This is a genomic window from Streptosporangium nondiastaticum, assembly GCF_003011965.1.
In the GTDB taxonomy this organism is placed as follows: Bacteria; Actinomycetota; Actinomycetes; order Streptomycetales; family Streptomycetaceae; genus Streptomyces; species Streptomyces nondiastaticus.
Map to the genome: position 1 here is coordinate 1 of NZ_PXWG01000174.1, position 12,468 is coordinate 12,468.

Annotated in this window: 13 protein-coding genes; 6 read left to right on the forward strand and 7 right to left on the reverse strand. The window is 75.3% G+C overall.

Translation table 11 applies throughout. The features are described 5' to 3' along the window. The 6 genes from B7P34_RS32460 to B7P34_RS32485 all read right to left on the reverse strand — a co-directional run. Nucleotides 1-1,300: hypothetical protein (locus B7P34_RS32460; RefSeq protein ID WP_223268454.1), on the reverse strand; the 1,300-nt coding region annotated here is incomplete at its 3' end. Between the two features lie 72 nt (nt 1,301-1,372). After that, nucleotides 1,373-2,275 carry a hypothetical protein gene (locus tag B7P34_RS32465; RefSeq protein ID WP_106681756.1) on the reverse strand — a complete coding sequence of 301 codons (903 nt, stop codon included), beginning with the start codon at nt 2,273-2,275 and terminating at the stop codon, nt 1,373-1,375. Between the two features lie 349 nt (nt 2,276-2,624). Then, complete coding sequence (locus B7P34_RS32470; RefSeq protein ID WP_106681757.1) at nt 2,625-4,148, reverse strand: hypothetical protein; 1,524 nt, start codon at nt 4,146-4,148, stop codon at nt 2,625-2,627. A gap of 67 nt (nt 4,149-4,215) precedes the next feature. Further along, complete coding sequence (pcp, locus tag B7P34_RS32475) at nt 4,216-4,860, reverse strand: pyroglutamyl-peptidase I (RefSeq protein ID WP_106681758.1); 645 nt, start codon at nt 4,858-4,860, stop codon at nt 4,216-4,218. Between the two features lie 25 nt (nt 4,861-4,885). After that, nucleotides 4,886-5,854, reverse strand: a complete 969-nt coding sequence (locus B7P34_RS32480; RefSeq protein WP_106681759.1) for a DUF979 domain-containing protein — start codon at nt 5,852-5,854, stop codon at nt 4,886-4,888. Then, nucleotides 5,851-6,561, reverse strand: a complete 711-nt coding sequence (locus B7P34_RS32485) for a DUF969 domain-containing protein (protein ID WP_106681760.1) — start codon at nt 6,559-6,561, stop codon at nt 5,851-5,853. The genes B7P34_RS32480 and B7P34_RS32485 overlap by 4 nt, the downstream gene beginning before the upstream one ends. Nucleotides 6,562-6,687: 126 nt before the next feature. On the opposite strand from B7P34_RS32485, the gene B7P34_RS32490 reads away from it, so the two are divergent. Genes B7P34_RS32490 through B7P34_RS32505 form a run of 4 tightly spaced genes read left to right on the forward strand, consistent with a single transcriptional unit; the run spans nt 6,688 to nt 9,771 of the window. Then, entirely contained in the window at nt 6,688-7,341 is a 654-nt protein-coding gene (locus B7P34_RS32490) for a GntR family transcriptional regulator (protein ID WP_106681765.1), read from the forward strand. After that, entirely contained in the window at nt 7,338-8,111 is a 774-nt protein-coding gene (locus B7P34_RS32495) for a LamB/YcsF family protein (protein WP_106681761.1), read from the forward strand. Before B7P34_RS32490 ends, B7P34_RS32495 begins: the two co-directional genes overlap by 4 nt. Continuing rightward, entirely contained in the window at nt 8,108-8,737 is a 630-nt protein-coding gene (locus tag B7P34_RS32500; RefSeq protein ID WP_106681762.1) for a 5-oxoprolinase subunit B family protein, read from the forward strand. Before B7P34_RS32495 ends, B7P34_RS32500 begins: the two co-directional genes overlap by 4 nt. A gap of 17 nt (nt 8,738-8,754) precedes the next feature. Beyond that, on the forward strand, nt 8,755-9,771 hold the full coding sequence (locus B7P34_RS32505; RefSeq protein WP_106681763.1) for a biotin-dependent carboxyltransferase family protein: 1,017 nt from the start codon (nt 8,755-8,757) through the stop codon (nt 9,769-9,771). A 96-nt stretch (nt 9,772-9,867) separates the two neighbouring features. On the opposite strand, the gene B7P34_RS37820 is transcribed toward B7P34_RS32505, so the two are convergent. Further along, a complete protein-coding gene (locus B7P34_RS37820) occupies nt 9,868-10,023 on the reverse strand; it encodes a hypothetical protein (protein WP_157848552.1) in 156 nt (51 codons plus the stop codon). Between the two features lie 204 nt (nt 10,024-10,227). Here B7P34_RS37820 and B7P34_RS32510 point away from each other — a divergent pair, with 204 nt between their 5' ends. Together B7P34_RS32510 and B7P34_RS32515 are read left to right on the forward strand one after the other, a co-directional pair. Beyond that, nucleotides 10,228-10,659: an SPW repeat protein gene (locus tag B7P34_RS32510; protein WP_106681766.1), complete on the forward strand. Its 432-nt coding sequence runs from the start codon at nt 10,228-10,230 to the stop codon at nt 10,657-10,659. Between the two features lie 237 nt (nt 10,660-10,896). Then, the gene (locus tag B7P34_RS32515) at nt 10,897-12,348 is read left to right on the forward strand and encodes a cytochrome P450 (protein WP_106681764.1); all 1,452 of its coding nucleotides are present in this window, start codon (nt 10,897-10,899) and stop codon (nt 12,346-12,348) included. The last annotated feature ends 120 nt before the right edge of the window (nt 12,349-12,468 follow it).

Here is a 12,468-nt window from a genome sequence, read left to right on the forward strand (position 1 = left end):
CGCGCTCGGCCTCGCGGATGGCGGCGGCGACGCGCGCGGAGCGGTCGGCGGCGGCGCGGTGGCGCAGGACGGTCTCGGCGGCCTGCCAGGCGGAGTGCAGCGTGCGGGCGTCGTTGAGCTCGCGGCGTTGGGCGGCGGCGGCCTTCTCGGCCGCGGCCAGGGCCAGGGAGGCGTGCCGGTAGGCGATCTCGGCGGCGATCAGGGAGCTGCGGCCGCGCTCGGTCTCGGCGTCGGTGACGGCGTGGGCCGCGGCGGCCACCTGCTCGGCCAGCTCGGCGGCCCGGCCGCGCTCCTCGAACGCGCGCGCGGACAGGCGGCGGGCCAGGCCGCGGGTGCGGCGCTCGGCGCCGGCGTGCACGCCGCGGGCCTGCTCGCGCTTGACGGCGGCGTCGGCGATGCGGGACAGCAGGTCGAGGGAGCCGGCGGTGAAGTCCCGCTCGGCGGTGAGCTCGGCGCGGCGGCCCAGCTTGTGGGCGAAGCCGTGCACGAGGTCGGCGAGGCCGTCGGTGTCGCGGGTGTCGGTGACCGCGCGCAGCAGCAGGTCCGTGAAGTCGGAGTCGTTCTTGACGGCGAAGAGGCCGGCGGCCTCGCCCTCGTCGGCGTTCATCTCGCGCTGGTAGCGGAAGAGTTCGGGGTCGAGGCCGAGCTCGCCGAGGTGCTCGTTCCAGCGCTCGTGGACCTCCTCCCACACCACGTCCAGGTGCGGGTAGGCCTTGCCGGCCTCGGTGAGGGCGTCGCGGAAGCCCTTCATCGTGCGGCGGCGGCCGCGGGCGCCGGACGTGCCGTCGGCGGCGGTGCGCATCGCGGACGACTCGGCCACGGGCAGGGCGTCCAGGCTCATGCCCGGGCCGGGCCGGAACGAGTACCAGGCCTCGGCGAACTTGCGCGGGTCGTTGGAGACCTGGCGGCCGCGCCACTCGCTGACCTTGCCGACCACGATGCTCTCGCCCGTCAGGACGTGCTGCCACTCCAGCGCTACGTGCCCGCAGTCGTCGGCCAGCAGGAACTTGCGCAGCACGCCCGAGCTGGCGCCGCCCAGGGTGTTGCGGTGGCCGGGCAGCATGACCGAGAAGATGAGCTTGAGGAGGACGGACTTCCCGCCGCCGTTCTCCAGGAAGAGCACGCCGGCCGGCGCGGGGCGGCGCGGCGGCCCCACGGGCTCCTCCTCGAAGAACTCCGCCTGCGCCGGTGCGGGGGTGGGCACGGGCGCGCCCACCCCCCGGAGGTCCAGCACGGTGTCGGCGTAGCGCGCACCGGCGGGCCCGATGGAGTAGAGGCGGACCCGGGACAGCTCGTACATGGCGGCGGACTCTCGCTTGTCGCAGTGGAAGGGGCAGGAGGGGTCAGCAGGGGCCGGGAGGCACCGGAGGCGTCAGGAGGCGTGGAAGGGCAGGCCGGCGTCGGCGACCAGGTCGAGGTCGTCGGCGTCGTCCGGCGGCAGGAGCGTCGCGCCGCCGTCGCCGACGGGCACGACCCCCAGCTCCAGCAGCTCGGCCATGGCCGCGCTGCCGGCCATGTCGCGGACCTGGAGCTGGTAGCGGGCGGTGGTGCGGAACGCGCCGCCGGCGTCGTCGCCGGTGCGCTGCAGGAAGCCGGAGTCGACGAGGAAGGCGACGGCCTTGGCGATGATGCCCGTGGTCGAGCCGGCCAGGCGGCGGGCGTCCTTGGTGGCGCCCGTCGCGCTGCGGCGCGCGTAGACCCGCCAGGCGGCCTCCAGGCCGGGGGCGTCCGTCGTCGGGTCGGTGTTCTCGCCCTGCGCGGCGGCGCGCTCCTCCAGGCGGCGGCAGGCCTGCCGGACGAACGCGTCCACGCCGTTGACGGTGATCCGGCCGATGTAGCCGTCGTCGGCGAGGTCCTCCGGGCGCGGGAAGGCCAGGGCGGCGACCGCGAGGTGGGCGAGGCCGTGCAGGAAGCGGTCGCCGGAGTCGACGGTGGCGCGGCGGGCGTAGTCGCCCATGCGCACGGCGAAGACGGAGTCCTCCGCGGCGGTCACGGCCATGCCGGCGCGGGTGGACACCTCCAGGACGACCAGGCCGAGGCCGGCCGCGACGGCGTCCGCGAGGCGGGCGAACGCGGGGTCGTCGCGGTGGCGCCGCAGCAGCTCGGTGTACTCGGCGTCCCGCGCGGGCGCGAGCTTGGGCTGCAGACCGAACGCGACCAGCCGGGCGGCGTCGGCGGCGTCGGCGGGGGTGACGGTGCCGGTGCCCTTGCCGGGCGCGTCGGCCTCACCGGCGACGTCCGGCTCCGCCGGGGCTTCGGCGTCGTAGTCAGTCACGGGTTCGTACTCCTGCGGATGTCGGTCTTGTGGTGGGGTGCGGCACCGCCGGGACGCGGCGGCGAGAGCCTCGCGGCTCCGCCCGGAGGGAATGCGCGGGCCGGCCGCGGCGGCTTGCGTACGGTCCCGGGAAGCGGTGAAAGGGCGGGGCCGGGGACTCGCTCCCGCCGCAGCGGCGCGCAACCGCCGCGGCGCGGCCCGGCGGTGCCGAAGCGACCGCAAGCCGCCGTGGCCCGCCGCAGCGCTGGGCCGGGCACGGCTCCGGCCCGACCTCCGCAGGCACCCGCACGGTTCCGGGCCGCCCGCCGCACCCGGCACGCCTCCGGACCGGCCCGCCGCAGGCGCCCCGTCACGTCGCCTCCTGGCGATCCGCCGCCATACCGGCCGCGTCCAGCAGCGCCGTGCCCACGATGAGGTCCGCGCCGCCGAACTCGGGGTCGTCGAGGACCGTGCCGTCGTCGACGGCGAAGAGGAGGGACTGCTCGCCCTGGCGGTAGGCCGTGCCGACCGCGGGGCTCGCGGCGTGGACGGCCAGGAGGGCGACGAGGTAGGGCAGTTCGGGGTCCTCGCGGCGGGCGTCGGCGAGGAGGCCGGAGAGGCGGCGCGGCGCGTCGGGCGGGAGGGTGAGCAGCTCCATGGCGCTCGCGAGCTGCTCCTCGCTGAAGCGGCTGTCGTCGGGCGTGGCGATGAGGTCCGGCTCGGGCATCTCCGCACCGAGGTGCTCCCGCTCGGCGGGCGGGCTGAGGAGTATGTCGACGAGGTCGGTGACGCGCACGGAGACGGGCGTGCGCAGCCCCGTGCCGCGGGCGAAGAAGGCGTCGGTGACGCGCCCGGCCTGCTCCAGCGGCAGCGGCAGCACGGGGGCGAGGAGCTGCCCGTAGAGGTCGAGGCCGGCCCGGCCGGCGCTCACCGCGAACGCCTGGCGGTCCTGTTCCGCGCGGAAGAGCGGCCCGGCCTCCAGGAGGCGGGACTGCAGCTGCGTGTGGCGGCGGATGCAGTCCTTGACGATGTCGACGAGCTCGGCGGCGCGGCGCTTGTGCTCGGGCTCCTCGGCCTCGTCGCGGGCCTTGCGGATGTTGGTGAGGATCGCGTTCTCGTGGCGGTAGCGGTCGGCGACGTGGTCGAGCGCTTCGGCGATCATGTCGGGGACGGCCTTCAGCCAGTCGACGGCGCGGACGTTGCGCCGGGTGGCGTCGAGGGTCTTGCGGAGGGTCTCGGCATACTGCACGGTGCGGTAGCGGGCCTGCTCCGCGGCGAGCTGGGCGTCGGCGAGCCGGCCCCGGCTGATGAGGACCTCCAGCTTCACCTCGGCGGCGATCTGCGCGCTGGTGACGTCGGTGTCGAGGGCGCCGACGAGGACGTTGACGGCTTCGTCGGTGGTGCGCAGGAAGACCGTGCCGCCGGGGCCGGGCACCTCCTCGACGAGCTTGAAGTCGTAGTCGCGCCGGACGTAGACCCCGTCGGCCCCGAAGGTGCCGTAGACGGCGCGGAAGCCGCGGTCGACGCTGCCGACGTTGATGAGGTTCTCCAGGACCCAGCGGGCCACCCGCTCGTGCTCGGCCTGCGGCCGCTCGGGCGCCTGGGCGGCGACGCGCGGCTGCAGCCGGGCCACTATCTGCTCGTGGTCGGCGCCGGTGTCGAAGTCCATGTTGAGCGTGACCAGGTCGATGGCGGCGAGCGCCACCTCCGCCATGGCGTAGACGCCGTACTCGCCCGCGAGGTTGGCCTTGCGCGCGTCCAGGTCGTGGAGCGGCGCGGTGCAGGCGAGCGCGCGCAGCCGGCGCGCCAGGCCCTCGTCGGCGGCCGGGCCCGGGGCCGGCCGCGACGTCCCGTTGAGCTGGGGCGGAGCGGCCGCCGGGGCTGGAGAAGTCACGTCGCACAGAGTAGGCGGTCACACCGACAACGGACGAAACGGCACGGGCGGAATGTCCGCCACGCCCCTAGTGTGTGGCTCCGCCTTCCGCACGGATGTCCGTGGTGCGCCCCGCAGCGGTGACGGCGATCACACAGAGTGCCTCCGCGACGGCGGGGACGGGCAGCGAGGGCAGGGCCCGGTCGGTGACCTGTGCGGGCGCGTAGGGGACGTGCACGAATCCGCCCCGCAGCCCGGGACGTTCGGTCGCGGCGAGGTGCATCAGGCCGTAGAAGACGTGGTTGCAGACGAACGTGCCGGCGGTCTGGGAGACGGAGGCGGGCAGCCCGGCCTCGCGCACGGCCGCGACGCACGCCTTGACCGGCAGGGTCGAGAAGTAGGCGGCGGGCCCGCCGGGGACGACGGGCTCGTCGACGGGCCGCGCGCCCGCGTTGTCGGGGATGCGGGCGTCGTCGATGTTGACGGCGATGCGTTCGACGGTGACGTCGGGGCGGCCGCCGGCCTGCCCCACGCAGAGCACGAGGTCCGGTGCGGTGCGCTCGACGGCCTCCCGGAGGGCGTCGAGGGCGGTGCCGAACGCGCAGGGCAGCCGCGCGGTGGAGAGGGCGAGCCCCTCGGGCGCGCGTGCGGCGGCGGCGCGGACGGCCTCCCAGGAGGGGTTCGTCTCCTCCCCGCCGAACGGCTCGAATCCGGTGAGCAGGACACGGGTCATGTGGTCGTTCCCCCTCCCGGGGCCGTCAGACGGCGAAGAAATACATGATGGCGATGTTGCAGCCCAGCAGGGCGACGGCCGTGGGCATCTGAGCCTTGATGGGCCCGTACTGGTCCTTCAGTTCGAGGAGCGCGGCCGGGACGATGTTGTAGTTGGCGGCCATGGGCGTCACGAGCGTGCCGCAGAATCCGGCGAGCATGCCGACGGCGAGGACGGCCGGGGCGTTGCCGTGTTCCTGGACGACGAGGACGGGCCAGCCGACGGCGGCGGTCATGACGGGGAAGGCGGCGAAGCCGTTCCCCATGACGACGGTGAAGAGGAACATGCCGACGCAGTAGACGACGACGGCGAGGAAGAGCGAGCCGTCGGGCAGCACCGCGGTGGTGATCCGGCGGACCTGGTCGCCGACGCCGGCGACGGAGAAGATGGAGCCGAGCGTGGCGAGGAGCTGGGGCAGCAGCATGGCCCAGCCCATCGACTCCAGCATGGACCGCCCGGCGTGCACGGGGGTCGTGAGCCGCTTCTCGCGCAGCATCACCATGCCGACGACGAGGGCGACGACTGCTCCGATGCCGAGGCCGAGGATGGTCTCGCTGCCCTTCTGGAGGACGGGTTCGCCGTCCAGGGAGAGCTTCTTGACGCCGACCGCGCAGACGAGGGCGACGACGGGGATGGTGAGGGCGGGGACGAACAGGCGGCTCCCCCACCGGTCGGCGCGCGCCTCCCGCTGCTCGGGCGTGGCGGCCGAGCCCTTGCCGCGGCCGGTGAAGCCGAAGCCCGCGAGGCAGACCATGGCGAGGACGGCCGCGCCCAGGGGTTCGGCGGGGGCGGACTTGTCCGCGACCCGTGTGCCGTAGATGAAGCCGAGCCCGAGCAGGCCCCAGAAGGCGGCGGTGCCGACGCGCTTGGGGTTGGTGCGGTCGGTGAGCATCTGCGCGGCCATCACCAGGAAGATGCCGCCGACCAGCCAGTAGAACCACTCCGCCTTGATCACTTGACGGTCTCCCCGAGGTCGGCGGTGCGGCCGGGTCCGGGGACCGCCGCCCCGGACAGCTGCCGGTCGAGCCGCAGCAGCCGCCAGCCGTGGACGGCGAGCGCGCACAGGGCCGTGGGTATCGCCCAGAGCGCGAGCTGCAGCGGTTCGAGGTGCGTGTGGTACGTGGTGTTGACGAAGCCGGTGATCAGCAGGATCGAGCCGACGGCCAGGAAGACGTCCTCGCCGAAGAACAGCCCGACGTTGTCCGCGCTCGCGGCGAACGAGCGCACCTTCTCGCGGGCCTTCTCGCCCAGCGGCCCGTGGCGGCGCTCGGCGGCGCCCTCGGCCATCGGCGCGGCGAGCGGCCGGACGGTCTGGGCGTGTCCGAAGACGTTGTTGAGGCCGACGGCGGCGGCGATCTGGCGCAGCAGGAGGTAGAGGGCGAGGAAGCGGCCCGCGGTGAGCCCGGCGAAGCGGGTGATCAGGCGGCGGGCCTGTTCCTGGAGGCCGTGGTGTTCGAGCAGGCCGATGACGGGCAGCGTGATCACGAAGATCGTCACCGAGCGGCTGGAGGCGAACCCGGTGCCGAAGGCGGCCAGGACGCGCTGGGGGGAGAGGCCGCCGAGGAGGCCCGTGACGATGCCGGCGGCGCCGACGACCAGCAGGGGGTTGCGTCTCGTGGCGAAGCCGAGCACGACCACGAGGACGCCCAGGAGAACGATCATGGGCTCCGCCTTCCGGGATCCCGGACGACCCTCACTCGATCGGGTGAGGGGATTGGCGAGGAGGCTAAGATATTGTTCAACAATTCTCAATAGGTGTGGGCGATCAACAAGTACTTGGGGATGCCGATGACCTTGTCCACCGCACAGCGCGTCGCCGGCGTGCTCCGTGACCGCATCGAGGGCGGCGGCCTGCCGCCCGGAACCCGGCTCTCGGAAGAGGCCCTCGGCCGGGACCTGGGGGTCTCGCGCAACACGCTGCGCGAGGCGTTCCGCCTGCTCGTCCACGAGAGCCTGGTCGTGCACCGGCTCAACCGCGGCGTCTTCGTCCGCGTCGTCGACCCCGCCGACGTCACCGACATCTACCGCGTGCGCGCCGCCCTGGAGCGCGCCGGCGTCCGGGCCGCCGCGGGGGCCGCTCCGGCGCTGCGGGCGGCCGTGACCGCCGCGGTGGACCACGCCGAGCGGGCCGCCGCCCGGGGCGACTGGCAGGAGGTCGCCTCGGCCGACCTGCGCTTCCACCGGGCGCTCGCCGCCCTGTCCGGCAGCCCGCGCATCGACGCCGCGATGGACCGGCTGCTGGCCGAACTCCGCCTGGCCTTCCACGCGATGCCCTCGCCGCGCCGCTTCCACGAGCCCTTCCTGGTGCGCAACCGCGCCCTCGCGCGGCTCCTGGAGGACGGCGAGCACGCGGCGGCGGAGCGCGAGCTGACCACCTATCTGGACGACGCCCTGGAGCTCATCCTGGGCGCCCTGCGGGAGCGGGAAGGGGAGAACGCATGAACGCCCACGGCACCGCCGTGCTCGACCTCAACGCCGACCTCGGGGAGGGCTTCGGGCGCTGGCGCCTGACCGACGACGACGCCCTGCTGACGGTCGTGACCAGCGCGAACGTCGCGTGCGGCTTCCACGCCGGCGACCCGTCCACCATGCGGCAGGTCTGCGAGCGGGCCGCCGGGCGCGGAGTGCGCATCGGCGCCCAGGTCTCCTACCGCGACCTGGCCGGCTTCGGGCGCCGCGCCATGGACGTGCCTCCGGACGAGCTCGCCGACGAGATCACCTATCAGGTCGGCGCGCTGCGCGTCTTCGCGCGGGCGGCCGGCGCGGACGTCGCCTACGTCAAGCCGCACGGCGCGCTCTACAACCGCACGGTCACCGACGCCGAGCAGGCCGCGGCCGTCGTCGCCGGCGTGGTGCGCGCGGGCGGGGCCCTGCCGGTCCTGGGCCTGCCCGGCTCCCGGCTGCACGAGGCCGCCGCGGAGGCCGGACTTCCGGTGGTCGGCGAGGCGTTCGCCGACCGGGCGTACACGGCCGCCGGCACGCTCGTGCCGCGCCGGACCCCCGGCGCGGTCGTCCTCGACCCGGACGCCGTCGTCGCCCGCTCCGTGCGGATGGCCCGGGAGGCGGCCGTCACCGCCCTGACGGGCGAGGAGGTCCCCGTACGGGCCCGCTCCCTGTGCCTCCACGGGGACACGCCCGGCGCCGCGGACCTCGCCCGGCGGGTGCGCGCCGCGCTGGAGGCCGCGGGCGTCCGGCTGGAGGCCTTCGCGTGACGGCGTCCCGCGCCCGCCCCCTGCGCGTCGGCCCGCACGCCCTGCTCGTCGAGGTCCCCGGCGGCGAGGAGGCCCAGGCGCTCCACGCCGAGCTGCTGCGCCGCCGGGCCGCGAGAACCCTGCCCGCCGTGACCGAGATCGTGCCCGCGGCGCGCACCGTCCTCCTCGACGGCCTGGCCGACCCGCAGGCCCTCGCCGCCGACATCGTGCACTGGGACGTGCCGCCGCTCACGGCCGCCGACGGCGAACCCGTCGTCCTGCCGGTCCGTTACGACGGGGCCGACCTCGCCGAGGTGGCCGCTCTGTGGGGCGTCGCCGCGGACGAGGTCGCGGCGATCCACTCCGGCCTCGAATTCCGCGTCGCCTTCTGCGGCTTCGCCCCGGGCTTCGGCTATCTGACCGGCCTCCCCGCCCACCTGCACGTGCCGCGCCGTGCCACGCCCCGCACCGCCGTGCCCGCCGGCGCGGTCGGCCTGGCCGGCCCGTACACCGGCGTCTACCCCCGCTCCTCGCCCGGCGGCTGGCAGCTCATCGGCCGTACGGACGCGGTCCTGTGGGACGCGGAACGGGAACCGGCGGCGCTGCTGTCTCCCGGCACCCGCGTACGTTTCGAGGTGACCCCATGACCGGTCGAGGTGACCCCATGACCGGATCCGGACCGGACGGCCGGACGCGCGGAACGGACGGCCCGGCGTCCGAAGCGGAAGGCCGGGCGCCCGGAGCGGACCACGGCCTGTCCGAAACGGACACCCCGGCGACCGGAACGGACACTCCGGCGACCGGAGCAGGCAGCGGCGCGCCCGCCCTGACCGTCGTCCGGCCCGGCGCCCTGACGACCGTGCAGGACCTCGGCCGACCCGGCCACGCGCACCTGGGCGTCGGCCGCTCCGGCGCCCTGGACCGGCCCGCGCACGCGCTCGCCAACCGCCTCGCCGGGAACCCCGCGGGCCACGCCGCGCTGGAGACCACCGTCGACGGCTGCGCCGTGCGCACCTCGGCGGCCGTGACCGTCGTGGTGACCGGCGCGCCCTGCCCGGTGCGGGTCGACGGCCGGCCGGTGGCGTGGGGCGCCGCGGTGCGGGTGCCTGCCGGTGCCGTGCTCGACGTGGGCCGGGCCGCCTCCGGACTGCGCAGCTACGTGGCGTTCGCGGGCGGCGTCGACGTACCGCCCGTCCTCGGCAGCCGTTCCCGCGACCTGCTGTCGGGCCTCGGCCCCGAGCCGCTCGCCGCGGGCGCGGTCCTGCCGCTCGGTGCGCCCTGCGGGCCGCCCGCGCACGCCGACGCCGTCCCGTGGGCGGGCCCGCCCGTCGGCGGGCTGGTGCTCCCCGTCGTGCTCGGGCCGCGCGACGACTGGTTCACGCCCGCCGCGCTGCGCACGCTGGCCCGTGGCACCTTCCGGGTGTCGGCCGCGAGCAACCGGATCGGCCTGCGGACCGAGGGGCCGGCCCTGGAGCGCGCCGCGGACGGCGAGCTCCCGAGCGAGGGCATGGTCCTGGGCGCCGTCCAAGTCCCCCCGGACGGCCGCCCCGTCGTCTTCCTCGCCGACCACCCGACGACCGGCGGCTACCCGGTCGTGGGCGTCGTCCCCGAGGCGGAACTGGCCGCCGCGGCCCAGGCCGTGCCCGGCACGCCGGTGCGGTTCGTGCCCGTACGGGGCTGAGGCCGCCGCGCGTCCCGGCCGCGGGCGGCCCCACACTCGTCCGGCCCCGCGCTCGGCGCCGAGCGGTTCCGGGCCGGCCGCCGGGCGGTCCCGCGGTCAGTCGAGGCCGCGGATGATGTGCGACTCGGCGTCGGGGTCCTCGCCGGTCCGGTCCGGTGTCTCGCTCTGGACCGGACGGCGGGTCCGCGCGGTCTCCTCCCGGGCCTCGCCCCGGTGCTGCATCCGTTCGCCCTGTCCCTTGAGCTGTTCCACGGCCGCCTCCTCGTATCGCCGAGTCTTCGAGTCTTCCTCGCCCCCGGAAACCGACTGGCCGGGTTCCCCCAGGGTGACGGGATGAAACCGGGCCCCAACACAGGGGAAATCGCCAGATATGACGACCCCCATTCAGGTGAAAATCCCTCCAATCAGGTTAAAATGCAGGCAGGTCAGACCTGACACGGAAAGAAGGTGGCTGACGTGACCGCTCCTACGTCGCCCCGGATAGACCAGCACCCGGACATCCTCGCGCTCCGCGCCGAATCCGAAGCGGCGACGAGCACCCCCGTCGCCCAGGCTGTCGAGGCGCTCGCCCTCCTCTGCGGCGTCTACCTGGCCGCCTCGCCATGGATTGTGGGCTTCAGCGGCGCTTCCACTCTTGCCATCCACAATGTGATCGTGGGTGCAGCCTTCGCTTGCCTGGTCGGTGGTTTCGGCCCCGCCTACGAGCGCACCCACGCGATGAGCTGGGCGGCCCTCTGCCTCGGCGCCTGGACGATCGTCTCGCCCTGGGTCGTCTCCGGTCACGCGTTCATCACGGCCGCGATCGTCAGCAATGTCATCGTCGGAGCGGTGGCATGCCTGGTGGCCCTCGGCCTGGCACGCATGGGGATGGCGAGGTCACGGCGCTGACCGCCACCCGTCCCGGAGAAGGCCGGATTTCGCCGTCCCGCGGTCCTTACCGTCCCGCCTTTGCCGTTGCTGTCGCCGTGACCGTCCGACCGGGGCGGCCGGCGACGGCAACGGCAATCACCTTTTTCACCCCCAGGGATGAAAACTCGGGTGATCTTCCTAGCTGATGACTCCGCCGGACCCGAAGTGGCAATGCTCCCCTCTCACTGATCACTTCAACCTCACGAGGTCCGACGCATGACGATCGCGCCCGGGGTCGGCACGGGCCGGGGGACGGCACTGCCCGCCGCATCCGCGGGAGAGAACCTCCGGCTCACCCTCACCTACTTCCTCCCCAACTACCTCAAGGGCGTGTTCCGGTCCCGGCCCCGGATCGCCGCGCTCGTCGCACGGGCCGACACCGCCCGCCGCGCCCCGGAGACCATGCGCCGGCTGCGGCGCAGGCACGGCCGCGGCCCCGTCCTGGTGCGCGGCGCCGCCGGCCCCACCCTGCTCGTGCTCGACGCCGACGACGCCCGGCAGGTGCTGTCCGGCCCGGTCGCGGTCTACGCGGTCGACACCTGGGAGAAGGTGAGCGGCTTCGCACCCGTCCAGCCCGAGACCCTCGTGGCCTCGCACGGCCGCCAGCGGATCGTGCGCAGGCTGTTCAACGACGCGGTCCTGGACACCGGTTGCCCGGTGCACCGGCTCGCCGACCACTTCCTGCGCGTCACCGGCGAGGAGGCCGCCGCCCTGCTGGGCCCCGGGGCCGTGGCCGGACTGCGTCCGGAGGCCCTGCGGGAGAGCTTCGAGCGCGTGGGCCGGCGCTGCTTCCTCGGCGAGGCGGCCGCCGACGACGAGGAGTTCTCCCGGCTGCTCGGCGAACTCCTCGCCGAGGCCAACTGGATGGGGGCCCGCCGCTGGCGCGCCGGCCGCACCCGCCGGCTGCGCCGCAGAATGATGCAGCGCCAGGCGAGATATCTGTACGAGGCGGACCCGCGCAGCCTGGCCGGGCTGTTCGCGGCCGCGCCCCGGGGCCCCGAGACCGCTCCGGAGTGCCAGGTCAGCCACTGGTTCATGGCCCTCGGCGCGCTGACCGCGGTGACGGTGCAGACGCTCGCCCTGCTCGCCACGCACCCGCGCCACCACGAGCGCGTCATGGAGGAGATCCGCGCGGCGGACCGCACCCACGGCCCCCGCACGGTCCCCGGCTTCCTCGGCATGCCCTACCTGCGCGCCTGCGTGCAGGAGGCGGCCCGGCTGTGGCCCCCGGTCACGGGCCTCGCGCGCCGGACCACGGGCGAGACCCGCTGGCGGGACGCGGTCGCGCCGGGCGGCGTCAACGTCCTCGTGCCGGCGGCCTTCCACGCCCGCGACGGCGAACGCCTCGACTACGCACACCGGTTCGCACCCGAGAAGTGGCTGGACGGCAGCGCCGAGCGCGACTGGGCGGTCGCCCCGTTCAGCCGCGGCGAGGCCCAGTGCAGCGGGATGGAGCTCGCCCTGCAGCTGGCCACCGGGTTCGTCGCCGAGCTGCTGCGCGGCGGCGAGCTCGCCGTGGCGGGCGTCCGGCTCGGCCCCGGCCGGCCGCTCCCGTACGCCTTCGACACCTCGCGACTGCGGATCGGGATCCGCGCCCCCCGGACGACGGAAGCCGCCACGGCGGAAGCCCGGGCCACGGAGTCCCGCACGCCTGAGGAGAGCGCATGACGGCCGCAAGCACCCCGGGCTCCCGGGGCACCACGGGAGCAGGCCCGGAGGCCCCGGCGGCCGCGGAGCGGCTCGCCGCCGTGGCCCGCGAGCTCGCCGAGGCCGCCGGGGCGGTCCGCG

Coding starts and splice junctions, on each gene's coding strand:
- B7P34_RS32505 (WP_106681763.1), top strand. CDS start 8,755: ATGACCGGATCCGGACCGGACGGCCGGACGCGCGGAACGGACGGCCCG.
- B7P34_RS32485 (WP_106681760.1), bottom strand. CDS start 6,561: ATGATCGTTCTCCTGGGCGTCCTCGTGGTCGTGCTCGGCTTCGCCACG.
- B7P34_RS32515 (WP_106681764.1), top strand. CDS start 10,897: ATGACGATCGCGCCCGGGGTCGGCACGGGCCGGGGGACGGCACTGCCC.
- B7P34_RS32495 (WP_106681761.1), top strand. CDS start 7,338: ATGAACGCCCACGGCACCGCCGTGCTCGACCTCAACGCCGACCTCGGG.
- B7P34_RS32490 (WP_106681765.1), top strand. CDS start 6,688: ATGACCTTGTCCACCGCACAGCGCGTCGCCGGCGTGCTCCGTGACCGC.
- pcp (WP_106681758.1), bottom strand. CDS start 4,860: ATGACCCGTGTCCTGCTCACCGGATTCGAGCCGTTCGGCGGGGAGGAG.